26 protein-coding genes are annotated in these 24,637 nt (G+C 41.3%); all 26 read right to left on the minus strand.

The window, feature by feature from the left end:
* Positions 1–8: 8 nt before the first annotated feature.
* Positions 9–1,607: a flagellar basal-body MS-ring/collar protein FliF gene (fliF, locus tag MPH60_RS14220; RefSeq protein WP_241591156.1), complete on the minus strand. Its 1,599-nt coding sequence runs from the start codon at positions 1,605–1,607 to the stop codon at positions 9–11.
* Between the two features lie 93 nt (positions 1,608–1,700).
* Positions 1,701–2,009: a flagellar hook-basal body complex protein FliE gene (gene fliE, locus MPH60_RS14225; protein WP_241591154.1), complete on the minus strand. Its 309-nt coding sequence runs from the start codon at positions 2,007–2,009 to the stop codon at positions 1,701–1,703.
* A gap of 23 nt (positions 2,010–2,032) precedes the next feature.
* Positions 2,033–2,491, minus strand: a complete 459-nt coding sequence (gene flgC, locus MPH60_RS14230) for a flagellar basal body rod protein FlgC (RefSeq protein WP_241591152.1) — start codon at positions 2,489–2,491, stop codon at positions 2,033–2,035.
* The gene (gene flgB, locus MPH60_RS14235) at positions 2,491–2,886 is read right to left on the minus strand and encodes a flagellar basal body rod protein FlgB (protein ID WP_241591150.1); all 396 of its coding nucleotides are present in this window, start codon (positions 2,884–2,886) and stop codon (positions 2,491–2,493) included. The genes flgC and flgB overlap by 1 nt, the downstream gene beginning before the upstream one ends.
* 759 nt (positions 2,887–3,645) lie before the next feature.
* On the minus strand, positions 3,646–4,425 hold the full coding sequence (codY, locus tag MPH60_RS14240) for a GTP-sensing pleiotropic transcriptional regulator CodY (RefSeq protein WP_057278408.1): 780 nt from the start codon (positions 4,423–4,425) through the stop codon (positions 3,646–3,648).
* Between the two features lie 107 nt (positions 4,426–4,532).
* Positions 4,533–5,942, minus strand: a complete 1,410-nt coding sequence (hslU, locus tag MPH60_RS14245) for an HslU--HslV peptidase ATPase subunit (RefSeq protein ID WP_048684871.1) — start codon at positions 5,940–5,942, stop codon at positions 4,533–4,535.
* Between the two features lie 12 nt (positions 5,943–5,954).
* Entirely contained in the window at positions 5,955–6,482 is a 528-nt protein-coding gene (hslV, locus tag MPH60_RS14250) for an HslVU peptidase proteolytic subunit (protein ID WP_048684874.1), read from the minus strand.
* Positions 6,483–6,502: 20 nt separating this feature from the next.
* A complete protein-coding gene (gene xerC, locus MPH60_RS14255; protein WP_241591147.1) occupies positions 6,503–7,405 on the minus strand; it encodes a tyrosine recombinase XerC in 903 nt (300 codons plus the stop codon).
* Between the two features lie 59 nt (positions 7,406–7,464).
* On the minus strand, positions 7,465–8,772 hold the full coding sequence (gene trmFO, locus MPH60_RS14260) for an FADH(2)-oxidizing methylenetetrahydrofolate--tRNA-(uracil(54)-C(5))-methyltransferase TrmFO (RefSeq protein ID WP_101224639.1): 1,308 nt from the start codon (positions 8,770–8,772) through the stop codon (positions 7,465–7,467).
* A 429-nt stretch (positions 8,773–9,201) separates the two neighbouring features.
* On the minus strand, positions 9,202–11,277 hold the full coding sequence (gene topA / locus MPH60_RS14265) for a type I DNA topoisomerase (RefSeq protein ID WP_241591145.1): 2,076 nt from the start codon (positions 11,275–11,277) through the stop codon (positions 9,202–9,204).
* A 267-nt stretch (positions 11,278–11,544) separates the two neighbouring features.
* Positions 11,545–12,411 carry a DNA-processing protein DprA gene (gene dprA / locus MPH60_RS14270; RefSeq protein WP_241591143.1) on the minus strand — a complete coding sequence of 289 codons (867 nt, stop codon included), beginning with the start codon at positions 12,409–12,411 and terminating at the stop codon, positions 11,545–11,547.
* 119 nt (positions 12,412–12,530) lie between these two features.
* Positions 12,531–13,433, minus strand: a complete 903-nt coding sequence (sucD, locus tag MPH60_RS14275) for a succinate--CoA ligase subunit alpha (protein WP_241591141.1) — start codon at positions 13,431–13,433, stop codon at positions 12,531–12,533.
* 18 nt (positions 13,434–13,451) lie between these two features.
* Complete coding sequence (gene sucC / locus MPH60_RS14280; RefSeq protein WP_241591139.1) at positions 13,452–14,612, minus strand: ADP-forming succinate--CoA ligase subunit beta; 1,161 nt, start codon at positions 14,610–14,612, stop codon at positions 13,452–13,454.
* Positions 14,613–15,104: 492 nt separating this feature from the next.
* Entirely contained in the window at positions 15,105–15,377 is a 273-nt protein-coding gene (locus MPH60_RS14285) for an EscU/YscU/HrcU family type III secretion system export apparatus switch protein (RefSeq protein WP_387548049.1), read from the minus strand.
* The gene (locus MPH60_RS14290; RefSeq protein WP_241591137.1) at positions 15,374–17,293 is read right to left on the minus strand and encodes a hypothetical protein; all 1,920 of its coding nucleotides are present in this window, start codon (positions 17,291–17,293) and stop codon (positions 15,374–15,376) included. The genes MPH60_RS14285 and MPH60_RS14290 overlap by 4 nt, the downstream gene beginning before the upstream one ends.
* A gap of 13 nt (positions 17,294–17,306) precedes the next feature.
* Positions 17,307–18,089, minus strand: coding sequence for a ribonuclease HII (locus tag MPH60_RS14295; RefSeq protein ID WP_241591305.1), 783 nt, complete (start codon positions 18,087–18,089; stop codon positions 17,307–17,309).
* A 170-nt stretch (positions 18,090–18,259) separates the two neighbouring features.
* Positions 18,260–19,132: a ribosome biogenesis GTPase YlqF gene (gene ylqF / locus MPH60_RS14300; RefSeq protein ID WP_241591136.1), complete on the minus strand. Its 873-nt coding sequence runs from the start codon at positions 19,130–19,132 to the stop codon at positions 18,260–18,262.
* Positions 19,133–19,149: 17 nt separating this feature from the next.
* The gene (lepB, locus tag MPH60_RS14305) at positions 19,150–19,710 is read right to left on the minus strand and encodes a signal peptidase I (protein WP_241591133.1); all 561 of its coding nucleotides are present in this window, start codon (positions 19,708–19,710) and stop codon (positions 19,150–19,152) included.
* A 216-nt stretch (positions 19,711–19,926) separates the two neighbouring features.
* Positions 19,927–20,274 (minus strand): 50S ribosomal protein L19, encoded by a 348-nt coding sequence (rplS, locus tag MPH60_RS14310; RefSeq protein ID WP_034313702.1) that lies wholly within the window; start codon positions 20,272–20,274, stop codon positions 19,927–19,929.
* Between the two features lie 130 nt (positions 20,275–20,404).
* The gene (gene trmD, locus MPH60_RS14315; RefSeq protein ID WP_241591131.1) at positions 20,405–21,139 is read right to left on the minus strand and encodes a tRNA (guanosine(37)-N1)-methyltransferase TrmD; all 735 of its coding nucleotides are present in this window, start codon (positions 21,137–21,139) and stop codon (positions 20,405–20,407) included.
* Positions 21,139–21,657, minus strand: coding sequence for a ribosome maturation factor RimM (gene rimM / locus MPH60_RS14320; RefSeq protein ID WP_214750782.1), 519 nt, complete (start codon positions 21,655–21,657; stop codon positions 21,139–21,141). The genes trmD and rimM overlap by 1 nt, the downstream gene beginning before the upstream one ends.
* Positions 21,658–21,667: 10 nt before the next feature.
* Positions 21,668–22,054: a YlqD family protein gene (locus MPH60_RS14325; RefSeq protein WP_034313711.1), complete on the minus strand. Its 387-nt coding sequence runs from the start codon at positions 22,052–22,054 to the stop codon at positions 21,668–21,670.
* Between the two features lie 209 nt (positions 22,055–22,263).
* Positions 22,264–22,494 (minus strand): KH domain-containing protein, encoded by a 231-nt coding sequence (locus MPH60_RS14330; protein ID WP_048684915.1) that lies wholly within the window; start codon positions 22,492–22,494, stop codon positions 22,264–22,266.
* 13 nt (positions 22,495–22,507) lie between these two features.
* Entirely contained in the window at positions 22,508–22,780 is a 273-nt protein-coding gene (gene rpsP, locus MPH60_RS14335; protein WP_048684918.1) for a 30S ribosomal protein S16, read from the minus strand.
* Between the two features lie 153 nt (positions 22,781–22,933).
* Positions 22,934–24,274, minus strand: a complete 1,341-nt coding sequence (gene ffh / locus MPH60_RS14340) for a signal recognition particle protein (RefSeq protein WP_101224630.1) — start codon at positions 24,272–24,274, stop codon at positions 22,934–22,936.
* Positions 24,275–24,285: 11 nt separating this feature from the next.
* A complete protein-coding gene (locus tag MPH60_RS14345) occupies positions 24,286–24,618 on the minus strand; it encodes a putative DNA-binding protein (protein WP_034313718.1) in 333 nt (110 codons plus the stop codon).
* Positions 24,619–24,637 lie beyond the last annotated feature (19 nt).

The following is a 24,637-nucleotide window of genomic DNA, read 5'->3' on the forward strand; positions in this document are numbered from 1 at the left end:
TAAGCCTCCTAGTCTTCTGCTATCCAGCTTCTTAATAATTTCGCAAATTCATCCGGCTTTTCTTTTGCCAGCTTCTCCAGTTGTTTTCTTTTTAAAGACGCTTCCGTTTCCTTCTCTTTGTTCAGATCCGGAACATCGAATACGACTTCTTCCTCTTCAACCACGTACTCCTCTTCCATTTCAGCTTGCTTTCGGGAACGGAGGAATAAGATTAAGAGAATGATAATGGCAAGTATTAGCACTCCGCCGACGATGTATGCCCATATTGGTAACGTAGGTTTCGTTTCATCTTTTTGCAACTTCATTTTTCCGTTAAACGGCTGCACGGAAATCGCAATTTTATTATTAAGCTCCTCGTCCGTCAGCTCTTCCCCTTCAGCTTTTTTCTCGATTGTCGTGCGGATTATCGTACCAAGGATTTGTGTAATATCATCCACACTCTGTTGTGATAAAGAATTCGGATCGTCAGCTGTGGGCGGTTCGACCATGACCTGAATACCTAAATCTTTGACTTTATATGGGCTTTCGACTATTTCTTTCTTGATTCGGTTCACTTCACTATTTATCGTTTCATCCACTTTTTCATAATCACCGGATCCATTTGTGCCTTCAACGTATTGGGTTCCCAATGAATCTGAGGAATCCTCACTTTGCGGAACGCCTCCTGCACCTGCTGCGTCCCCGCTATACGATTCATTGATCCTTTGCGCAGAAATCTCAATTCCAGCCATATTTTCTTCATCGACCGGTTCCACTAAATTCTCTTCCCGATTTTCTTGAGTGAAATCAATGTCTGTCGTGACTGAAACAACCACTTTGTCTCTCCCCATTATCGTTCCAAGCATATTTTGTACCTGTCTTTGAATATCGCGTTCTATTTCTTTTTTTATTTCGTTTTGGGAAGCAAATGCGGACGCAAAAGAAGAATTTTCATTTTCAAGATCGAAGTACTCAAACTCTTGGTTCATAATGACGATATTATCTGTAGGGAGATTCGGAACACTTTTTGAGACGAGATGATAAAGGGAATTGATTTGACTTTCTTCAAATTTATAACCGGGTTTCGTATTCAATACAATGGATGCTGACGCTTCCCCAGCTGAATCACTGACAAAAACTCCTTTATCAGGAAGAGTGATCATAACACTGGCATCTTCTACTCCATCAATCTTTTTTATTAAACTGGCCAATTCCGTTTGCATCGAGTCAAGTTTAATGACATTGAATTCATTTTCAGTCATTCCGATACCGGCACTTTGACTAAAAAAGGAATAGTCGATACTGCCTGATTCCGGAATTCCTTCAGCTGCCAGCTCCACTTTAAGTGAATCCAGTTTTTCTTCTGGAACTTTTATGGTCGTTCCATTTTCAGAAACTTCATTCATAATCCCTTGACTGTCTAAATTTTCTTTAATGCTCCCCGTTTCCGAAGGAGTTAAGTTGGAATATAAGGGCACCAGCGTCGTACGCGTGGTTAAAATTGAAACTGCCGTAATGATGATGATAATTAATACCGCTGAACCAATCATCATGAATTTCTGTTTTTTACTGCGGCTTGTCCAGTAAGCAGTTATTTTGTTTTTAAAGTTCACTAGTACTTCATTCATTTAAATCCCCCGGTCAGTCTATGAATTTATGATTGGGGGATTTCTTTTCCCCCTGGTCATTTTTCTCTATATTATGAGGTTAAAAAATGAATGCTATATACTCATTCTCATCATTTCCTGGTAGGCTTCCACAACCTTATTCCGAACCTCTAATGTAGCCTGCATGGTAACGCTGGCTTTTTGTGAAGCTATCATCACCGAATGAAGCTCAACATCCTCCCCATTAACCAATTTGGTTGTAAGATCATCAGATGCCACTTGTGTTTCGTTAACTTTATTTATTGATTCTTTTAATACGGACGCAAAATCTTGTTGTGCTTCGTATGGTGTATTAGTCTTGTATTGCTCTTTTTTCAGAACATTACTTGCACTGTTCACTGCAGAAAGAGAAATCCCCTCCATATCGACATTCTCCTTTCAAACTTTTATTTCCCGATTTCCAAAGCTTTCATCATCATTCCCTTTGATGCATTTAAAACTGTCACATTTGCTTCGTATGAGCGTGTGACACTCATTAAATCAACCATTTCCCGAAGCGGGTCGACATTTGGCATTTCAACATAACCATCTTCATTGGCATCAGGATGTTCGGGATTGTAATCCAGTTCAAAAGGTGTTTTATCTTTTACTATTCCAGTCACCTTCACTCCATTCCCTACCTCGCTCGTTGTTCCTGATGCTGCGTTTAAGAAACTCGAAAAACCGTTTTCCTTACTTTGCAGCACAACCGATTTTCTTGTGTATGGCTTCCATGTTTTTGATTCGGCGTCATATTCCGCCCTGGTAGTATCGGCATTAGCCATATTAGCGGAGATTACATCCATCCTTACCCTTTGACTCGTCAGGCTAGATCCGGTCATGTTTATACTTTGGAAGATTCCCATCACTTACCTCCTCTAATTACATTCTGCAATGATTGAAACTTACCTGAAAGCCTGTCGGTTACTGCATTATAATAAATCTGGTTGGAAGCAAGATCCGTCATTTCCTTATCAACGTCCACACTATTCCCATTATTGTTATATCGGACATTTTTCTGCGTCACGATGTTAGAAGCATGACTCCCCTCTGATTTGAAGGTAAAATGTCGTTCATCGGTACGATATGACTCCAGGGAAGATTCCAGTTCTCCTTTAAAGGATTGTGTTTTATCGACCTCTTTAGCTTTATAATTAGGCGTATCCGAATTGGCTATGTTCTGTGAAATGACTTTTTGTTTGGCATTAGAATAATCAAGGGCATTTTCAAGTGATTGAAAAGTATTCGAGAATAATTCCACATCGATCACCTCTTTCTATAATTAACAAATAATGACTTTATCAATAAATTAACCCAGCACATTTACGTTTTAATTTTAAAGAAACATTATAACTATGTCCATAAACAACACATAGACTTTAGACCTATTATCGTCGAATTTTGTCACAAATCACTCAAATTTGTCGTTTTTATTAGTATAATTACAGGTCTATTATGACGTTATATTACATTTTATTATGATATTCTACATATTAACCAAATTTTACTTCTATTAGCTTATATATCATATCGAAAAACAAATCCATATACCTGATACTTTAGAACTAATTTTTAAATTTACTTTAAATTTATTATTTCATTTTAGTTGATTTCACCCTTTTAAATAAAGGATTCTTGAGAAAACAAGTAATTCCGGCTTTTTTTCTTTTTTTGAAAAAAAACGATGTTTTTTTAAAGCTCTGTTCCATTCGACAAAATCCCCAACAGGTTGGACCCGTTATCCATAGGATCTTTAAAATCAAAAAGTAACATCACCGTTCATTTTCATCATATCGACAGTTATAATAATATAATTACCCTTTTCAAGAAATATTTAACTATCTTTACTGCTTCTATTAGAAAACATGCCTATATTCACATTTCCATTTAATCCGAATTACCTCTTTTTGCTTTCCACCCATGTCATTCACCCGCATTTGCCTGTTAGTCCCAGAACGTCAACTGATCCAAATATCACAAAAAAAGGCAGCCCTTTTTCAAGGACTGCCTTTTTAGTATGTTAATTATTTTTAAGCTTCTCTAATTCAAGTAGGAATTTATCGTTCAATACTTTGATATAAGTACCTTTCATTCCAAGAGAGCGTGATTCAATGACTCCTGCACTTTCCAGTTTCCTTAGTGCATTTACGATAACGGAACGAGTGATGCCGACACGGTCTGCAATTTTGGAAGCTACAAGAAGACCTTCATTACCTTTAAGCTCCTCAAAGATGTGCTCAATTGCTTCCAATTCGCTGTAAGATAACGAGGAAATTGCCATTTGAACGACAGCTTTACTACGAGCTTCTTCTTCTATTTCTTCTGATTTTTCACGCAGGATTTCCATGCCGACTACAGTCGCACCATATTCAGCCAAAATTAAATCATCATCGTGAAATTTTTCTTGTAATCGGGCAAGCACCAATGTTCCTAATCTTTCTCCCCCACCCATAATCGGTACGATCGTTGTTAATCCAGTTGCGAAAAGCTCTTTATTTTCGACTGGGAAAGCAGTATATTCGCTTTCGATATCAAGGTTCGATGAGGTTTCAGGAATATTGAAAAGGTTTTTTGTGTACTCTTCTGGGAATTGTTTATCTTCCAACATTTTGTACATGCGTTCGTTTTCAATTTGCTGACTTACCGCTATGCCTAATAATTTCCCGCGGCGGCTGACGACGAATACATTCGCTTCGATAACTTCACTTAAACTTTCAGCCATTTCCTTGAAGTTAACTGCTTTACCTGCTGCTTTTTGGAGCATTGCATTGATTTTTCTCGTTTTTGCTAATAAGTTCATTTGATTTGTTCCTCCTAAAAATACCATGGTTCACAATAACTATGAAGTTGTATTTCCGTAATTTTATGTTCATTGCGTAGGCAAAACATTGCCCTATTGTTTCTTAATTAAAGGATAAACTGGCTTAAATCTTTGTTCCGGGCGATAGAACCAAGCTTACCTTCGACATATTGGGGAGTAATTGTAATCTTCTCCATCGTTATTTCCGGAGCTTCAAACGATAAGTCTTCAAGCAACCGTTCCAAAATGGTATGAAGTCTTCTTGCACCAATATTGTCTGTGTTTTGATTTACTTCGAAGGCCACTTCAGCTATCTTACGAACAGCATCGTCAGAAAATTCAATTTCTATACCTTCAGTTTCTAATAAAGCAACATATTGTTTTAACAAGGCATTATCCGGTTCATGAAGAATCCGTACAAAGTCGTCTACAGTCAGTTTGTTCAATTCAACACGAATTGGGAATCTACCTTGTAATTCAGGGATAAGGTCGGATGGCTTAGCCATATGAAAGGCCCCTGCAGCAATAAATAGGACATGATCCGTTTTAACTGACCCATATTTAGTCACTACTGTCGAACCTTCTACAATTGGCAGGATATCCCTTTGGACACCCTCTCTTGATACATCCGCTGATGAACTTCCAGATTGCTTACTTGCAATTTTGTCTATTTCATCAATGAAGATAATCCCATTTTGCTCAGCCCCGTATACTGCATCGGAAGTGACTTCATCCATATCAATCAATTTTGCCGCTTCTTCATTTGTTAAAACGGTTCTCGCTTCACTTACTTTCAATTTGCGCTTCTTGCTTTTTTTCGGCATCAAGCTTCCTAAAGCGTCCTGCATGTTCATCCCCATTTGTTCCATTCCCGAACCTTGGAGCATATCAAACATCGAAGCAGCCTGTTCTTCCACTTCGACCGTTATCATTTCACTTTCCAACTCACCATTAGCCAGCTTTTCAGCGACGATTTTTCTTTTTTCCTGCAAACTTAAATCTTCGGAATTTTCTTCCGGATCTTGTTCGTCTTGATTGTTATTGCCTCCAAAAAAGACTTCAAGAGGATTCTTGAAATTACTCTGTTTTTTAGTGGATGGCACTAATAGCTCTATTAAACGGCGATTTGCATTTTCTTCTGCCCGTTCTTTTACGCTGGCCATCTTTTCTTCCTTCACGAGGCGGACGGAAGTCTCCACCAAGTCACGGACCATGGATTCTACATCCCGGCCGACATACCCGACTTCCGTAAATTTCGTTGCTTCAACTTTAACAAAAGGAGCACCTACCAATTTAGCCATTCTCCGAGCTATTTCTGTTTTCCCAACGCCTGTCGGTCCAATCATTAATATATTCTTCGGTACGACTTCGTCACGAAGTTGATCCGAGAGAAGGGAACGTCGGTAGCGATTCCGAAGAGCCACTGCCACTGCCCGTTTTGCCTCACGCTGCCCTACGATATACTGATCCAGTTTTTCAACGATTTGCCTCGGTGTTAAATTAGCTTTTTTTGACATTTGCGCTCCTCCTTACAACTCTTCCACGATTATATTCGTATTTGTAAATACACAAATTTCCGCTGCAATTTGTAAAGATGATTGAGCGATTTCCTTTGCCGATAAGTGGTCGCTGGAAAACCGCATTAATGCCCTTCCGGCAGCCAATGCATAATTTCCTCCCGATCCTATGGCGAGGATCCCGTCATCCGGTTCAATTACTTCCCCGGTGCCAGAAACGAGCAGTAAATGGTTCTTATCCATCACGACTAGCATGGCTTCAAGCTTCCTCAATACATTGTCACTTCTCCATTGCTTTGCCATTTCGACGGCAGCGCGCTGAAGATTGCCATTATACTCTTCAAGTTTTGCTTCGAACATCTCAAATAAAGTGAAAGCATCTGCAACGGAACCTGCAAAACCTGCAAGGACATTACCATTAAAGATTTTTCTTACTTTCCTCGCTGTATGCTTCATCACTACTGAATTTCCTAAAGTAACCTGCCCATCACCGGACATGGCACATTCACCTTTATGATGCACTGCAAATATCGTTGTCATAAAGTGTCCCCTTTCAACATTTAAGGCCGCGGATGTGATGCATTGTAGACTTTTTTCAATTGGTCTTTTGTAACATGCGTATACACTTGCGTTGATGAAATTTTAGAATGACCAAGCAATTCCTGAACCGTGCGAATGTCCGCCCCATTATTCAATAGGTGTGTAGCAAACGAATGCCTTAGCATATGGGGATGAAGACTTCCGTCTGCGGCTGACTTTTTAATCAATTCATTCAATATATAGCGAACTCCCCTAGGTGTCAGAGGGTCTCCACGAAAATTAACAAATAAATAAACATGCGCCTTGGCGTCAGACGAAGTCAATTCCATCCTGGCTGTACGTATGTATAAATCTATCGCTTCCTGTGCATATCTACCAACCGGAACGTAGCGATCTTTTTTTCCTTTTCCATGGATCAGTACTGTCCCTAAGGAAAGATCGATATCCTGCAGTTTAATATCACAACATTCACTTACGCGAATGCCTGTAGCATACAATAATTCCAGTAAGGCATAATTCCTTATCCCTATCGGTGAATCTTTCTTTAAAGAAGAAAACAACTGATCCATTTCCTTCTCATAGAGAAAACGCGGCAGTCTTTGATCCTTTTTAGGTAAAGAAGCAAGAGAAAAAGGATTATCCTTAACATCACCTTCACGCAGTAAAAATTTATAAAGGCTCCGCAAACAAGAAGTTTTTCTTGCTACAGTGCGCTTAGAAAGTTTTTTCTCATATAAATTCGTTAAATATAACCGGACATCAAGATATTCAACGGACGTGATGTCCTCAATGCCCTGTTCATTAAGGAACAGAAAAAATTCGTGAATATCACGTTTGTAATTTTCAATGGTGTAATGTGAACTGTTCTTTTCAATTTGTAAATATTCGATGAAGGATGATAATGCCTTTTTTTGATTAATCATGGAAACACCTCGCAAAGGCTAATAAATAGTATCATACTTTAAAACAGCAGGCAAATATTTTACAAATTTTTCACAAAGTTCTGAATTGTGTCTAAAGCGCGTTTAGCATGCGTTTCATTCCGCTCTTTTTTGGATTTGATTCTCACTTCAAGGTCTGGAAGCAATCCAAAGTTGGCATTCATCGGCTGGAAGCTCTTACCATTCGTCGACGTTATGTACCTTGCCATGCTGCCCATCGTCGTCTCTGCAGGGAAAATGATAGGATCCAATCCTTGGACGATCCTTGCAGCATTGATACCTGCAACCAGTCCCGATGCAGCCGATTCTACATATCCTTCGACGCCAGTCATCTGACCGGCAAAGAATAAATCATCCCGATTCTTGAATTGGTACGTAGGCTTCAAAACATTAGGTGAGTTTATGAAAGTGTTTCGATGCATAACTCCATAACGGACAATTTCCGCATTTTCCAATCCAGGAATGAGCTGCAATACTTCTTTTTGCGGTCCCCATTTCAAATGTGTCTGAAAACCAACAATATTGTAAAGTGTTCCTGCAGCATCATCTTGACGCAATTGAACTACAGCAAAAGGACGTTTTCCCGTTTTTGGATCTTCCAAGCCAACAGGCTTCAATGGACCAAATAACATCGTTTTCTTCCCGCGTGATGCCATCACTTCAATGGGCATGCAGCCTTCAAAAAAGATTTCTTTTTCGAATTCTTTAAGTGGAACTGTTTCAGCAGCAATCAATGCTTCATAAAAGCGGTCAAACTCTTCTTCCGTCATCGGACAGTTCAGATAAGCTGCTTCACCTTTATCATAGCGGGATTTCAAATATACTTTATCCATGTTGATGCTGTCTTTTTCAAGAATTGGTGCGGCAGCATCATAGAAGTACAAGTATTCTTCATCCATGATTTGCTTTAAACTGTCAGATAGTGACTGACTGGTAAGCGGACCGGTTGCAATGACGGTAGGACCTTCCGGAATTTCCGTCACTTCTTCATTGATGACCGTTACATTTGGATGATTTTTGACCCTTTCCGTAACAAGACCGGCAAATTCATGACGATCAACAGCTAAAGCACCGCCAGCCGGTACAGCACAAGCATCTGCTGCGGACATGATCACCGAATCCAGAATACGCATTTCTTCTTTTAATACACCAACTGCATTTGTTAACGTATTTGCCCGAAGTGAATTGGAACAAACAAGTTCAGCGAATTTATCGGTATGATGGGCTGGCGTTTGTTTTACAGGGCGCATTTCATATAGATCGACTTTAATTCCTCTTTTAGCTAACTGCCACGCCGCTTCACTTCCAGCAAGCCCAGCACCGATTACACTTACTTTTGTTTCTTTCATTTTTCGAACCTCCATGTATAGATATGATAAGACAGGATCATTTATCATTAAAACTGCTTTCATAAAAGTTTCATTTTTAACGATACCTATGTATTTATACCCGAAATACTCATTCCTGCTAACGATAATTTAAAGAATATGCCCTATAATAGCCGGCATTCTTCCTGCAATCCATTTCTTCTAAAAAGGGTAACGGACACAAATAGGAATTATATCTTTAAAAGAATGTACTTGTCCACTGAATTTTACATCACATGGCTTAAATAAAAAAGTTTCAAGCTTTATCCATTTTCTTCTTTGAAGTAAATCCACATACTATCATGATATCATACTTTCCTGAACATAAAGAAACTCGGCAGATGCCGAGTCAATTTATATTTAGTTTTTTTCGATAGTTCACAGTGATAGTAAACGATTTCACGGTCTTTTTTATGCTTGGGGCAATTCTTTGAAATCACAATCCATGCACTGTACCTGGACGCCTTTTTTGAGTTTTTTCTCAACAAGTGTACCTTCACATTTTGGACAACTCCGCGGCAGCGGTTTATCCCAAGATATGAAGTCACATCCAGGATAGGTATCACACCCGTAAAATATGCGGCGTTTTTTACTTTTCCTTTCAATGATGTTTCCTTCTTTACATTTTGGGCATTTAACACCGATTTCTTTAACGATTGGCTTTGTGTTACGGCAATCCGGGAAATTACTGCATGCCATGAACTTTCCGTAACGCCCCATCTTAAAGACCATCCCATGTCCGCATTCCACGCAATCTTCACCTGCAGGTTCATCCTTGATTTCAATTTTCTCCATCTCGACTTCGGCTTTAGCCAAATGAACTGCAAATTCCTTATAAAATTCATCGATGACCTTTATCCATTCGATACTGCCTTCCTCGACGCTGTCGAATTCCTGTTCCATCTTGGCAGTGAACTCTGCATCAAGAATATCCGGGAAGAATTCGCGTATCAATTCAAGAACGATCTCACCAAGCTCCGTTGGTATGAACCGTTTATTATCCAAGGTAACATAGCCTCGTTTTTGAATCGTATCCAAGGTAGGAGCATATGTGGAAGGACGGCCTATTCCCAGTTCCTCTAGGGTTTTGACAAGACGGGCTTCCGTATATCGGGGCGGAGGCTGTGTGAAATGCTGCTTCGGCTCGATATCTTTTGAAAAGAATTGATCCCCTTTTTTCACATCCGGAAGTGCATTTTCCTTTTCTTCCACCGAGTCATCGGACCCTTCAACATATACCTTCATGAAACCCGGGAATTTAATTTTTGAACCATTTGCCCTGAAGATGACGTCCCCGTTATGCAGGTCGATGCTCATCGTATCCATGACCGCCGAAGACATTTGACTAGAAACGAATCGTTCCCAAATCAATTTATAAAGACGGAATTGATCTCTGGATAAGAACTCCTTGACTACACCCGGTTCACGTAATGTGCTTGTTGGCCTGACCGCTTCATGGGCGTCCTGGGCATTAGTCTGTTTTTTCTCTTTGCGCTGTTCAACCTGAACATAATCTTTACCATAATTATTTTGAATGAAGGTATGAACTTCCTCTTTCGCAACATCGGAAATCCGGGTCGAATCGGTTCTCATATAAGTGATTAACCCGACTGTACCTTCCTTGCCAAGCTCGATTCCTTCATAAAGCTGCTGAGCAAGCATCATGGTTTTCTTTGCACGGAAATTCAATTTACGTGCCGCTTCCTGTTGCAGGGAAGAAGTCGTAAAAGGAGCGGCTGGATTGCGCCTTCTTTCTTTTTTTGCCACTGCTCCTATCGTAAATTCGCCGCCATTTAAAGAAGCAAGCACTTTTTTGACGTCCTCTTCGTTATTCAGCTCCTTCTTCTCACCGCTAATGCTGAAGAAGGAACCTTCAAACTGTTCTTTTCCTTTTACAAAATCAGCCTTGATTGTCCAATACTCTTCAGGGATAAAATCTTTGATCTCCTTCTCCCTGTCAATGATCATCCGTACAGCAACTGATTGGACCCGTCCCGCGCTTAAGCCTTTTTTCACCTTTTTCCACAAAAGCGGGCTTATATTGTATCCGACCAAACGATCCAATACCCGTCTTGCCTGCTGGGCATCAACCAATTTCATATTTATTGGCCTCGGTGATTTAAATGATTCTTTGATAGCCTCTTTCGTGATCTCATTGAATACCACGCGGCAATCTGAGTTAACGTCAACATCAAGACTGTGAGCCAAATGCCAGGCAATGGCTTCCCCTTCCCTGTCGGGGTCAGCCGCGAGATAGATTTTTTTCGCTTTTTTTGCAGCTGTTTTCAATTCTTTTAAAACCGGGCCTTTGCCGCGGATAGTTATATATTTAGGTTCATATTCATGTTCAACATCGACACCCATTTGACTTTTAGGCAAATCGCGTACATGCCCCATGGAAGCCTTTACTTTATATTTTTTTCCTAAGTAACGTTCTATCGTTTTCGCCTTTGCGGGCGATTCCACAATCACTAAGTATTCTGACATCCAATAAATCCTCCTCAAAGAGGTAATATAAATCTTCACTATTATTAATCATTCAAAAATCATTTGTCAACACCTCTTTACTTTTCAAAGCTTACTGATTCATTTAATTATCGGTATTTTGACAAGAGGTGCCATTTGCAAAACTTATAACAGTTTTACAATATTTTCAACCTTTTTGTCTAATAATTCAACCCATCCTTTTAAAAAACCACCTTTTTTTCATTATTTTTCCGTTTGATTCTCCGTCTATCTTCTATATTATATTGTTCAAAACTCTTCCTCGATCTGCCTGGCACTCAAAACAAGTTTGGCACCATCAGAAATCAATTGATTGGTCCCCAGCGATTCAGGGCTCGTAACATTACCAGGAAGCGCAAACACATCCCTGCCGTGTTCCAATGCAGCTTGGGCCGTAATAAGGGATCCGCTTCTTTCTTTTGCCTCGACCACGAATACTCCCTGTGATAATCCACTGATGATTCGATTCCGAAGCGGAAACATCCAAGGTTCCGCCCTCAATTCCGGTGGAGTCTCAGATAAAAGCAAGCCTTTTTCAATGATTTCTTCAGCAAGGGGTATATTGGATTTTGGATATATTTTCATAAGTCCCCCTCCTAAAATCCCAATCGTATCCCCGCATTCACTTAATGTGATCTTATGTGACTCTGCATCGATTCCAGCCGCCACTCCACTTATGATCACGAACTTTTTCTTTATAAGCGGTAATAGAATCGTTTTTAAGGCCTCCAGACCATACGAGGTTGGCTTACGTGTTCCAACAACACCTAGCGTATTCTTCCTTGTTAAAAGCCTCTTATCGCCTTTATAATAAAGAACCCACGGAGGATCGAATATTTGCTTCAGCAAAAAAGGGTAATCATCATCGAAGATCGTCAAACAATGAATTTGGTTATCTTCGTATATTTTAAGTTTATCGATGGTATGGAGGGAATGTAAATCTTTGAGAAAGGGGGTGAGCTTATTTGAAGGGATAGGGAGCATTTTTGCCCATTCAGCGTGATTCGTCGTGAACAGGGAAGATAATGACGGGTCTTTGGACATGATGATTTGGATTGTTTTCCATCCTGCTCCGCGGCAATGATGGAGATGGATTAACTTTTCTTTTTTATTCAATTGAAAACGCCCCTAATCGGATATTTTTTTAAAGTAGGTTGATAGTGATGTACTTGGTGTCTCCCGAGGAAATTGGAAGGGAAAAAGGCCGACCCAAAAAAAGGTCGGCCCAGCTTGAATCAATGTGTTTTACAAGGTTCGTAAATATCTTTTTCTTTCAAGACGGAGATCAATGTTTCACCCATTACGGATGGAGTTTCGGCAACTTTAATTCCACATTCGTTCATAACGCGGATTTTCTCGTCAGCAGTCCCTTTTCCTCCTGAGATAATGGCACCGGCATGACCCATGCGTTTACCGGCTGGAGCCGTACGGCCACCAATGAAACCAACAACTGGCTTAGTCATATTTTCCTTCACCCAGATTGCTGCTTCTTCTTCTGCCGTTCCACCGATTTCCCCGATCATGATCACCGCATGTGTTTCCGGATCTTCATTGAATGCTTTCAAAACATCAATGAAATCCGTTCCGTTAACGGGATCTCCACCGATGCCGACAGCCGAAGATTGTCCAATGCCTGCTTGCGATAATTGGTGAACGGCTTCATACGTCAAAGTTCCCGAACGTGAAACTACACCTACATGGCCTTTTTTGTGAATATACCCTGGCATAATACCAATCTTACACTCTTCAGGAGTAATGACACCTGGGCAGTTCGGTCCGATCAAGCGAGTTTTTTTGCCTTCCATGTAGCGCTTCACCTTGACCATATCCAGGACAGGAATATGTTCCGTGATACAAATGACAAGATCAAGTTCTGCGTCTACGGCTTCTAGAATTGCATCGGCAGCAAATGGAGCCGGTACATAGATAACAGATGCATTCGCTCCGGTTTCAGTGACAGCTTCGGAAACTGTATTGAATACAGGTACCCCTTCCACTTCTGTTCCACCTTTACCCGGAGTGACTCCTCCAACGATTTTCGTGCCGTATTCCAACATTTGTTTTGTATGAAATAATGCTGTTGCACCAGTGATTCCCTGAACGATCACTTTCGTATCTTTATTAATATAAACGCTCATTATGTTCCCCCCTGCCTATTATCCTACAAGTGATACTATTTTTTGTGCTCCATCTGCCATTGATTCAGCAGACGTAATATTTAAACCTGACTCTTTTAGAATCTTTTTGCCAAGGTCCACATTCGTTCCTTCAAGACGAACAACAAGAGGGACATCCAGACCAAGCTCTTTAGCAGCAGCCACGACGCCTGTAGCGATGATGTCACATTTCATGATTCCTCCGAAGATATTAACGAAGATGCCTTTAACATTTTGATCGGAAAGGATGATTTTGAAAGCCTCTTTCACTTTTTCCTCAGTGGCGCCGCCACCAACGTCAAGGAAGTTAGCCGGATCTCCCATATAATGTTTAATGATGTCCATCGTCGCCATAGCAAGACCGGCACCATTAACCATGCATCCGATATTTCCGTCAAGCGATATGTAACTAAGGCCATGTTTTGATGCTTCAATCTCTTTCGCATCCTCTTCATCCAAGTCACGGTACTCCGCGATGTCTTTATGGCGGTAAATCGCATTATCATCGAAGTTCAATTTAGCATCAAGCGCCATTACATCGCCGTCGCCCGTTACTACTAATGGGTTGATTTCTGCGATTGAGCAATCTTTATCAACGAAAGCTGTATATAAGTTAACCATCAGTTTGGAAGCTTTATTTATAAGTGGAGCCGGAATATTGATATTGAATGCAATCCTCCGTGCCTGGAAACCAGTCAGGCCGACAACCGGATCGATTACTTCTTTGAAAATTTTCTCTGGTGTCTTTTCGGCCACTTCCTCAATTTCCGTTCCGCCTTCTTCAGAAGCCATCAATACGACACTGTCCGTAGCACGGTCAAGGACCAGCCCGATATAATACTCTTTCGTAATGTCGCAGCCTTCTTCAATAAGTAAACGCTTAACTTCCTTGCCTGCAGGACCTGTTTGATGGGTCACCAACGTCTTGCCAAGAATCTCTTCTGCATATGTACGTGCTTCATCAAGATTCTTCGCTACCTTGACTCCGCCGGCTTTCCCGCGGCCACCCGCATGAATTTGAGCTTTGACGACAACAACTTCCGTACCTAACTCCTTCGCTGCTTCCACTGCTTCATCAACAGTAAAGGCAACCCGGCCATTTGGAACGGATACCCCGTATTGTCGCAATATCTCTTTCCCCTGATACTCATGGATATTCATTTCCCATCCTCCTTATCTACTAAAAAACGACTTTGAAATTTAATGCGTGATTTCTCTACTATATTACAACAAAATTCTCCTTCGTGCATAATTTTCTTTCACATAATTTTTAAAATATTATTATAATATACTTCTATATCCTTGTTTAAAATGGAAAAAACCTTCTTCGCCGTTGTGTTTTTTCTTATTGAATTCATATATTTTAGTTCTGAAAATCTATTTTCAAAAAAATCACCACAGTTAATTAATCTTCTAAAAACGCTTCCATGAAAGCCTTTTCAACATAACAATTCAGAAGTCCTTTCATTGAAAAATCACAATTATCCTTGTCTTGGTCCAAAGGAAAAGCAAAAGGACAAAGCAATAGCCTTGTCCTTTTGTAAATATGTTATTATTCTTTTAATATAATGAAAATTCGTCAGTCATTTCCCTAATATTCTACATAAACCAACAGTGATCCATTTAGCGATACCGCCTGGATAAATTAGGAAACTATCGATTCATGTCCTTGTCAACTTTATAAATGAATGCGAATACCTCTGCAACAGCTCCATACAATTCTTCCGGAATCGTTTGATTTATATCCAATTGACCTAATAGTGCAGCAAGCGATTCGTCCCTTTGGACCGGTATATCCAGTTTCTTCGCCTTCTCCAGAATTTTTTCAGCCGTTTTACCTTTTCCCTTCGCCAATATGACGGGCGCTTTAGATGTCTTTTGATCATACCTTAATGCAATCGCTTCTTTTCGTTTATCATTCATCATATTCGAATATCCACTCCACTATACGAACCGGCTACTGAAAAAGGAACCGGTTTCAACCCATGATCCCGCTCTTTTTCATTCACAGGATTTACAAAGGAAACCCCTGACAATCTGTAATCCATTTTTTCGAGGTTCTCTCTCAGGATGTCAAGATATTGGCCGGCTGCCCCTTCAAGGACAGCGCCATTCCCATTGACGACCGTCACTTTGATGATTCGGTTTTGAACCTGCATGTCGATGACCGTCTCTTTAAGGCGTTCCAATTCTAAATAAAATAGGACACGGCAGTAATCCGGGTCAATTTTGCCATCTTTTGTTTTTCTTCCGCTCCATTGTAAAGTCAGGTCCGTTTGAGCAGGCCCCAGATTGAGTGGAAGTGTAAGAAGTAAATGCTGAATCGGTCCATTTTCCTGTGAAAGGATCTGTTGCGCCGTAATCCGATTTAGGATTTGTTCTGCCATCTCCTTCGTAGATGCCGAAATTTGCTCATTCAGCAATTTAAGCAGCAGCGGTTTAAGTGTCTCCAGATCCTTTGGGAACTCCGCCATATCAACCCCTGAAAGGTTAATGAGTGCATGTTCCAGCTGAAGACCAAGGATCTTGGTCATTTCTTTCAGTTGATGAGCAACAGAAGGTCCATCGGTGAAATCGATTGTTTGAAACTCAGCTTCCAATACATGTGAAAGGACCAGCTTCTCATTAATCTTAGCGTATTGGGCCTCAGGAAGCCTATTAAGCGACTGAAACAATAATTCAGCCGCCTTACCCTTCGACTCAGCTACTTGATCTGTGTCCTTATTCAGGTAGCCTATAAGGTCATTCACTTCCATTTTTCCGCCTACTGCCTTTTTAGCTGTTGCTTCGATAAAGGAACCCTGGAGTAAATGAAAGGCAAGAGAGGAAAGTTTTTCTGCAGGAATGTTGTTTCTCGGCATCGAGTGAATATTAATTGGCAGTTTTGCCCCCACATGTTCATGACCGTTCAATATGCGATTAATAGCAGTATCGATCTCTTCAACTTTTGCAAATGCTCCGCTTTTTGCCTCGGAAAGCAGCTGCAATCCTTGGTGTAATTTATCAACCGCTGAATTCTTAGCAATACCTGTCCTAGCCTCAGCTCCATCAATTAAATTTTCCAGAAAAACAGATTCCGGCATTCCCTTTGGTATGAAACCCGTCTTTTGAAGCAGGGAAAATGCACCGGATTTCATTTGTGACGTTGAATCGGAATCCAGCCAAGTGGTCACTAGTTTTTGCAAACCGATTTGTTGAAACTGGTTCTGTTTAGCAACATGGAAGGCGTCCAATACTTCCATCAGCTTGACGGCAGTCCTCGTCACTGCTCCACCATCCTCCAGCTTTTGCCTGAAGCCACTGAGGAGTTTGTGGAAAGGTTCACCTTTGAACTGTGTAAATAATGCTTCAAATACATCTTTTACAAAAGGCAGTTGCTGAATGAACATCGTTTTTATTACAGGCAGACCGACTTCTGCAGCATCAGCAGCTTTTAACCATTGCATGGCGGGCTGAAAAGTTTCCTTGGTTATCGGGAGGCGATTTGTCAGGAGATATTCGGCAAGCTTAGTTGCGGACGGATCGGGCGTTATGCCGAGATGAGCGATTAATTTTGCAGCCGTTCCCTTTATGCCGGAATCGTTCAAATCGGGGGAATTTAAAGCTTTTAACACGAGCCCCCCCTCAATTGGGTGCTGCACTTTAAACCAATGCCTTTCTCCTGTTCGAAGCGGGATATCTAGAGTGGCAATCATTTTTTGATGGCCAATCTGTACCTCGGCCGTTCGGTTAGGTAAAACCTTATTCACCTTTCCGAAAAGGATTTGCCCGTTTTTCCAACTCGCAGTTCCTTTTATTTCAATCGGTGAAGGTAACGGTTGACCGCTTGTTATGGATTGCACCACTCATCCCCCCTTAATCCTTCGTTCGTGCAGCGATTTCCTTAACTGGTGCAAAACTTCTTCTATGCCAAGGTGTAAGCCCGTGCGTGTCGAGCGCTTCTAAATGTTGGCTTGTCCCGTAACCCATGTGCTTTTCAAAACCATATTCCGGATATTTCTCACCATATTCCTTCATCATTCTATCACGGGTCACTTTCGCTATTATGGATGCTGCAGAGATGCTAATGCTTCTTGCGTCCCCCTTTATGAGCGAAAGCTGCGGAATCGGCACATCCAGTTCCATTGCATCGATCAACAAATGATCAGGAAGTTCCGACAGATCGTTCAATGCGGCCACCATTGCCTTTTTCGTAGCTTGATATATATTGATTTCATCAATTACTTCGCTATGTACAACACCTACACCTATGGATAGTGCTTCTTTAAAAATCATTTCATAAAACAGTTCCCTTTTTGCCTCTGGAATCTTTTTGGAATCATTAAGCCCAGGCAAATAAAAAGATTCAGGCAAGATGACTGCACTCGTCACAACTGGTCCTGCAAGAGGTCCTCTTCCGACTTCATCAATACCAGCCAGAATGGAAAACCCCTGTTTTCGCAATTGACGTTCAAACTCCGTCATTTCCGTGAAAGCATCCCTTACCTGTCGTTCTTTTTCATAAGCTCTTTGCCATTTGCTGACTAAGTCGGTCACTCCCTTTCGTCCGTCCTCCCGGCACTTCTGTAAAAATAAATCTTCGGGCTCTCTTATTGTCTTTAACTTTGAGGAGATTTCCTTAATGCTCATTTCGGTTATCATCGTTATCACCCATCATATTAATTATCGGCAGCCTTGCTCCCTTTTCTACAGTTCAGACAAAAATACGGAGCGGAAAAGAGACATCAAAAAGAGTAAGCCTTTTCGACATCCAACTCCAGCTCCGTATCAATCCTTTTCACTGATTGTCTTCAACAATCAGGTTAATGTTATTCGGGGATATCATTCTCTTCATAATCCAAAGGGACCTCCAGCGTAAGCGGACCCATCTTTTCTGAACGGATTTCACGTACGACCAACTCTGCGGTTTTGTCATAATCGATGAAGCCCCCAGATGCTAAACAGCCCCTGAACTTTCCGACCGCATCGAACAATTCGAGCGTTTCCTGCGGGATTACATCCAGGTTATAACGGGATTTCAACCTATCCGGATATTCTTTTTCCAAAAAGCGAAGACCGTATAAAGAGACTTCGTGCAAGTTTAAAATCGTATCCTTGATCGCACCTGTCAATGCCAGCTTCAAGCCTACTTCTTGATCCTCGAATTTCGGCCAGAGAATCCCCGGCGTGTCGAGCAATTCCAATTCCTTACCCACTTTTATCCATTGCTGCGCTTTCGTTACGCCAGGCGTATTCCCTGTTTTGGCAATGTTCTTTTTGGCAAGTCGATTGATTAAAGTCGATTTCCCCACGTTCGGAATGCCGACTATCATGGCACGGATCGCTCTCGGCTTTATTCCTCTTGATTCCATCCGCTCATATTTCTCTTTTAAAAGTTTTTTTGAAGCAGCTGTAATCTGGTTTAAACCGTTTCCAGCCTGTGAGTTAATGGCTATCGCCGTTTTCCCCTGCGATTTATAATGTTCAAGCCACATATTCGTTTTTACCGGATCGGCCATATCTGCTTTATTTAAAAGGATGACCCTCGGTTTATGCTGAATGATTTCATCGATCATCGGATTTCGTGAAGATGCCGGTATCCGGGCATCCACAAGTTCAAAGATGATGTCGATCAGTTTTAATTTCTCTGTTACTTCCCGTCTTGCTTTGGCCATATGGCCAGGGAACCACTGTATTGTCAATGGAATGCACCTTCCTACTATTCCGCCAATCGAAAGTCTTCGATCGGCCAATAAACTAATTTAGTTTTTCCTAACACTTTATCGTAAGGAACGACACCTACGCCAATATGGCGGCTATCCTTACTAAAACGGCGATTATCCCCCAGGACAAATAGGTGGCCTTCAGGCACCGTTTCTTGATCTATGACATCACTTAATGTAAAAGGTTCCGTCAAGTCCCCGCCATCAATCAATTGTTCTTTATATTCATCCAAGTATGGCTCATCATAAGCTTTTCCATTCACGTAAAGAGTATCATTTTTATATTCGACTTTATCCCCTGGCAATCCGATGACCCGCTTTATGTAATCCTTGCCTTCTGGAGCTTCGAAAACGATAATGTCGAATCTTTTCGGTTCGCCAATCGAATAGGAAATTTTATTAACGATCATGCGGTCGGTATCCTTTAATGTCGGCATCATGGAATTACCGTCCACAACAATAGGAGCCAGAAGGAAATAACGAATCAACGTCGCCGCTATAACCGCGATTATGACCGCCTTTGTCCATTCCCACAATTCATTTTTCTTTTTCGCCATCCTTACCCACCCTTTTTGAAGCATATCAACAATTATTTTAACATGTTGCGGACGCTATAGCGAGCAGGATTCTATATAGTTTTCACCGTAAGTGTATTCATCGTTTCTTAAAGTGCAAAAAGGGAGCCTGATAAACAAGCTCCCTTTTTGCATGATACTGTTTGGTTATTCACCTTATGTGGATCATGGTAAACCCGCATGAAGATATTCGAAGAATTAACGACGAATTTCTTTAATACGTGCTTTTTTACCACGAAGTTCGCGTAGGTAATAAAGTTTCGCACGACGTACTTTACCGTGACGGATAACTTCTAGTTTCGCAATTTTTGGTGTGTGAACAGGGAAAGCACGTTCTACTCCAACGCCGTAAGAGATCTTACGTACTGTGAAAGTTTCACTAACTCCGCCGCCACGACGTTTGATTACAACGCCTTCAAACAACTGGATACGTTCGCGAGTTCCTTCAATAACCTTTACGTGTACACGTACTGTGTCACCAGGTCTGAATGATGGAAGATCTGAGCGAAGTTGTTCTTTTGTGATTTCGTTAATAAGATTTTGCATCGATTTCAACTCCTCCTGGACGCTCTTGCAAATACTTATTGTTTGCAGCGGAACATCGTTATAAGACTGAGCATTTTGCCCAAGTCACAAGGTATATCCTATCATACTATAAACGTCGATGCAATAGACTTCAGTCTTCTTTTTTAATCTCGGACAATAATTTTTCTTCGACTTCCGACAGTTCATAACTATCGAGCAAATCCGGACGTCGAATCCAGGTTCTGCGCAGGGATTCTTTCATCCGCCATTCATCGATTCTCTTATGATTCCCGGATATTAGCGGATCGGGAACTTTCATCCCCCGGAAATCTGCAGGTCTAGTATAATGTGGATGCTCTAACAAACCAGAAGAATACGAATCAAGAATCGGGGAGTCAACATTTCCAAGAACGCCAGGCAGCAAGCGCACAACGCTGTCAATAATGACCATTGCGCCCAATTCCCCGCCTGTAAGCACAAAGTCACCTATCGATATTTCATCAGTGACGACATGCTCCCGAATCCGCTCATCATACCCTTCATAATGTCCGCAAATGAAAATGAGATGTTCCTCTGCAGCTAACTCTTCGGCTTTTTTCTGCGTGTAACGCTCTCCCTGGGGGCAAAGCAGGACTACCCTTGGGGTTAGCTCAGTTTGCCCTTTAAGAGCTTCCACGGCATCAAAGATCGGCTGTGCCTTCAATACCATTCCAGCACCGCCGCCATACGGATAATCATCTACCGTCGAATGCTTATTATCTGCATAATCTCGGAAATTGGTCACCTTATAGCTGACAGCCTGCTTTTCCGCAGCCTTTTTTAAGATTGACGAACCAAATACCCCTTCGAACATTTCTGGAAAAAGCGAAAGCACATCGATTCTCATCAGTCTAAAAGTCCTTCCATCGGTGTAATGATGACCTTTTTAGCGGAAATATCCACTTCTTTTACAATTTGTTCAATATACGGAATCAGAATGTCCTTACTGCCAGCTTTCTTTATGACCCAAACATCATTTGCACCAGGCGTAAGAACCTCAATGATTTCCCCAACTTCCATGCCTTCATCCGTAAATACCGAACAGCCGATGATTTCATGGAAGTAGAACTCACCTTCGTCCAATTTACCAAGCTGTGCTTCCTTGACTTTAAGGACCCCGTTTTTAAAAGCCTCGACTTGTCCGACGTTATAATAGTTCTCGAACGTCAATAGGTTAAAGTTTTTATGGGTGCGATGCGACCTGATGACAAGCGGCAAAGGTTTTTTCTCCGTGTCCCTAAACAAATACAGAGTATTTCCTACTTTGTATCGTTTTTCTGGAAAGTCTGTTGAAGAAATAACACGGACTTCTCCTAAAAGACCATGTGTGTTGACAATTTTACCTACATTAAACCATTTTTCCATTCTTTCACCTCTAACGAATTTCCGAGACGATTCCATCTTTAATGACAATGGTCTTCGTTGCCATGATTTCGTCCCAATCTGCCCCAATTTCCACATCAATGATACTTTGAACTTCCCGTTCCTTCAATTCACTTCCGGCGGGAAGGATCTCCAACTGCTCCATTTGAAATTCAAGCAGTTTAATTTTTTCTTGCCTCTGGTTTATTTCTTTTTCAAAATGAGCACGGAGACTAGCAGGTTGGAGAGTTCTTGTTTTTTCAAGTTTTTTCAGTTCAAAGCGAAGTTGTTCACTTTCTTTTTGAAGCTGAAGGCGTTTTGACTTGTATTTCTCGAGGAGCTGATTCTTGCTGGATTCCGTTAATACTTGGTTAACGATTACATTTTGGAGAATTTTCATCCCAGCACCTCCTATTATCTATGATTTCGTATTTCCTTCTAAAAATATGTATGATGGGGTAATCTTTTTGAAATGGGGGTCATTCTCTTAAGTATAACGTAAATCGGTAAAAGATGCGTCTTAAAAGGCGTAAAGTTTAAAGCCCGAATTTGATCAATTGGGATCCAAGCTTTCTTGAAGTACAAAAAAAGGAGGGGTATTAACCCTCCTTATTCGGAAATCTCCAAATAGATTTTCTTCTGCTGTGAAGATCCTGCTGCATATACCACAGTCCGAATCGCCTTAGCAACACGCCCTTGTTTACCGATCACCTTGCCCATATCCTCTTTATGAACGGAGAGGATATAAACAATCCGGTCGGATTCTTCCTTGGAGGTCACGATGACCTCTTCCGGATAATCCACAAGTGCTGAAACAATCGTTTCAATCAGTGCTTTCATCAACTACCGTCGATTACTTGCTGTTTTTTGCAACATGGAATTTTTCCATGATGCCTTGTGTTGAGAATAAGTTACGAACTGTATCAGATGGTTTAGCTCCATCTTGTAACCATTTAAGAGCAAGCTCTTCGTTGATTTCAACTTTTGCTGGTTGAGCAACCGGGTTATAAGTTCCTACCACTTCAATGTAACGTCCGTCACGTGGTGAACGAGAATCTGCAACTACAATACGATAGAAAGGAGATTTTTTAGCTCCCATACGTTTTAAGCGAATTTTTACTGCCATTTTAAATAAGCACCTCCGAATAGTTTCACACAAGATAGTATAATATCAAATGTCTTGCATGTTTGTAAAGGTTTTTTTCTTAACAGGTAAAAAAAGTGTTGAAATACATGGCTTCGACCCGTATTTCACCTTAGTTTTGACCTAAAATAAACCTTACATGAACGGGAATTTGAATCCCTTTTTCTTTCCTTTTTGCATGTTCGTAACCTGTTTCATCATCTTTTTCATTTCTTCGAATTGCTTCAGTAGACGGTTCACTTCCTGAATCGATCTGCCGCTTCCTTTGGCAATCCGTTTCTTGCGGGAAGCATTCATGGTTTCCGGATGTTCCTTTTCATGCGTTGTCATTGAACGGATGATAGCTTCAACATGACCGATTTGTTTCTCATCGATCTGAAGGTTGTCCATCCCTTTCATTTTATTCGCACCGGGAATCATTTTCAGAATATCATCAAGCGGTCCCATATTCCGCACCTGACCGAGCTGATCAAGGAAATCATCAAAGGTAAAAGTGGCTGTACGCATCTTTTTCTCTAATTCTTTCGCTTTTTCTTCATCTACATTGGCCTGTGCTTTTTCGATAAGGGTCAATACATCACCCATGCCGAGGATCCTTGACGCCATCCGTTCTGGATGGAAAGCTTCAAGTGCATCCAATTTTTCACCCATACCGACGAATTTAATCGGCGTGTTGGTGACCGAACGAATCGAAAGTGCCGCACCACCACGTGTATCCCCATCAAGTTTCGTCAATACGGCTCCTGTCAGGCCTAGCTGTTCATTGAAGCTTTGGGCTACATTGACCGCATCCTGACCGGTCATCGCATCGACAACCAGGAAGATTTCATCTGGTTTTGTCAACTCTTTGATATCTTTCAGTTCGCCCATCAAGTTTTCATCAACATGAAGGCGGCCTGCGGTATCAATCAACACATAATCATGATGTTCTTCCTTAGCTTTTTCAATTGCCTGTTTGGCAATTTCAACAGGACTGACCTGGTCCCCAAGGGAGAAAACAGGCATGCTTAATTGTTTGCCAAGTGTTTCAAGCTGCTTAATCGCCGCCGGACGGTAAATATCAGCCGCAACGAGCAATGGCTTGCGGTTGTATTTTTTCCTTAGAAGATTGGCAAGCTTTCCGGTGGTCGTCGTTTTACCTGCACCTTGAAGACCTACCATCATGATGACAGTCGGTGGTTTCGAGGCAACGGCAATCTTGCTTTGTTCGCCGCCCATCAGCTCCGTCAATTCTTCCTTGACTACCTTTATTACCTGTTGACCGGGGGTTAAGCTTTTCAGCACTTCCTGACCTACCGAACGTTCACTGACACGTTTTACAAAATCCTTCACGACTTTAAAGTTAACATCCGCTTCAAGCAGGGCCAATCGAACTTCACGCATCATTTCTTTAACGTCCGCTTCGTTGACCTTCCCTTTTCCACGGATCTTTTGCATCGTGCTCTGCAGTCGGTCGGCCAATCCTTCAAATGCCATATTGCCGCCTCCTAATCCAACTTCTCAAGCGTTGTGATTGCGTCTAGCAGCTTCTCTTTTGAAAAGGATTCCTTTTCTATGAGTCCCTTCATATTCGCAATCCACTGGTTACGCTCTTGAAATTTTTGAAATAACAATAGCTTTGCTTCATATTCCTCAAGCATCGCTTCTGTTCTTTTTATATTATCATAGACTGCCTGCCTACTGACTTCGTATTCATCGGCAATCTCGCCAAGAGAGTAATCATCCAGATAGTAGAGGGACATGTAGCTCTGCTGCTTCTCTGTTAACAACGATTGGTAAAAGTCATACAAATAATTAATCCGCGTTGTCTTTTCAAGCATCTTAGCAAGCCTCCCTGCT

Source organism: Peribacillus sp. Aquil_B1, assembly GCF_022603275.1.
In the GTDB taxonomy this organism is placed as follows: Bacteria; Bacillota; Bacilli; order Bacillales; family DSM-1321; genus Peribacillus.

Excerpts from the sequence above, each read along its gene's own strand:
- hslU (WP_048684871.1), bottom strand. The coding sequence starts at position 5,942 with ATGTCAAAAAAAGCTAATTTAACACCGAGGCAAATCGTTGAAAAACTG.
- sucD (WP_241591141.1), bottom strand. The coding sequence starts at position 13,433 with ATGAGCGTTTATATTAATAAAGATACGAAAGTGATCGTTCAGGGAATC.
- topA (WP_241591145.1), bottom strand. The coding sequence starts at position 11,277 with ATGTCAGAATACTTAGTGATTGTGGAATCGCCCGCAAAGGCGAAAACG.
- rplS (WP_034313702.1), bottom strand. The coding sequence starts at position 20,274 with ATGCAAAATCTTATTAACGAAATCACAAAAGAACAACTTCGCTCAGAT.
- fliE (WP_241591154.1), bottom strand. The coding sequence starts at position 2,009 with ATGGAGGGGATTTCTCTTTCTGCAGTGAACAGTGCAAGTAATGTTCTG.
- flgC (WP_241591152.1), bottom strand. The coding sequence starts at position 2,491 with ATGGGAATCTTCCAAAGTATAAACATGACCGGATCTAGCCTGACGAGT.
- MPH60_RS14330 (WP_048684915.1), bottom strand. The coding sequence starts at position 22,494 with ATGAAAGCACTGATTGAAACGATTGTTTCAGCACTTGTGGATTATCCG.
- MPH60_RS14285 (WP_387548049.1), bottom strand. The coding sequence starts at position 15,377 with ATGATGAATGATAAACGAAAAGAAGCGATTGCATTAAGGTATGATCAA.
- MPH60_RS14325 (WP_034313711.1), bottom strand. The coding sequence starts at position 22,054 with ATGAAAATTCTCCAAAATGTAATCGTTAACCAAGTATTAACGGAATCC.
- trmD (WP_241591131.1), bottom strand. The coding sequence starts at position 21,139 with ATGAGAATCGATGTGCTTTCGCTTTTTCCAGAAATGTTCGAAGGGGTA.
- rpsP (WP_048684918.1), bottom strand. The coding sequence starts at position 22,780 with ATGGCAGTAAAAATTCGCTTAAAACGTATGGGAGCTAAAAAATCTCCT.
- xerC (WP_241591147.1), bottom strand. The coding sequence starts at position 7,405 with ATGATTAATCAAAAAAAGGCATTATCATCCTTCATCGAATATTTACAA.
- fliF (WP_241591156.1), bottom strand. The coding sequence starts at position 1,607 with ATGAATGAAGTACTAGTGAACTTTAAAAACAAAATAACTGCTTACTGG.
- ffh (WP_101224630.1), bottom strand. The coding sequence starts at position 24,274 with ATGGCATTTGAAGGATTGGCCGACCGACTGCAGAGCACGATGCAAAAG.
- hslV (WP_048684874.1), bottom strand. The coding sequence starts at position 6,482 with ATGACAACGATATTTGCAGTGCATCATAAAGGTGAATGTGCCATGTCC.
- MPH60_RS14345 (WP_034313718.1), bottom strand. The coding sequence starts at position 24,618 with ATGCTTGAAAAGACAACGCGGATTAATTATTTGTATGACTTTTACCAA.
- trmFO (WP_101224639.1), bottom strand. The coding sequence starts at position 8,772 with ATGAAAGAAACAAAAGTAAGTGTAATCGGTGCTGGGCTTGCTGGAAGT.
- sucC (WP_241591139.1), bottom strand. The coding sequence starts at position 14,612 with ATGAATATCCATGAGTATCAGGGGAAAGAGATATTGCGACAATACGGG.
- lepB (WP_241591133.1), bottom strand. The coding sequence starts at position 19,710 with ATGGCGAAAAAGAAAAATGAATTGTGGGAATGGACAAAGGCGGTCATA.
- rimM (WP_214750782.1), bottom strand. The coding sequence starts at position 21,657 with ATGGAAAAATGGTTTAATGTAGGTAAAATTGTCAACACACATGGTCTT.
- codY (WP_057278408.1), bottom strand. The coding sequence starts at position 4,425 with ATGAACTTATTAGCAAAAACGAGAAAAATCAATGCAATGCTCCAAAAA.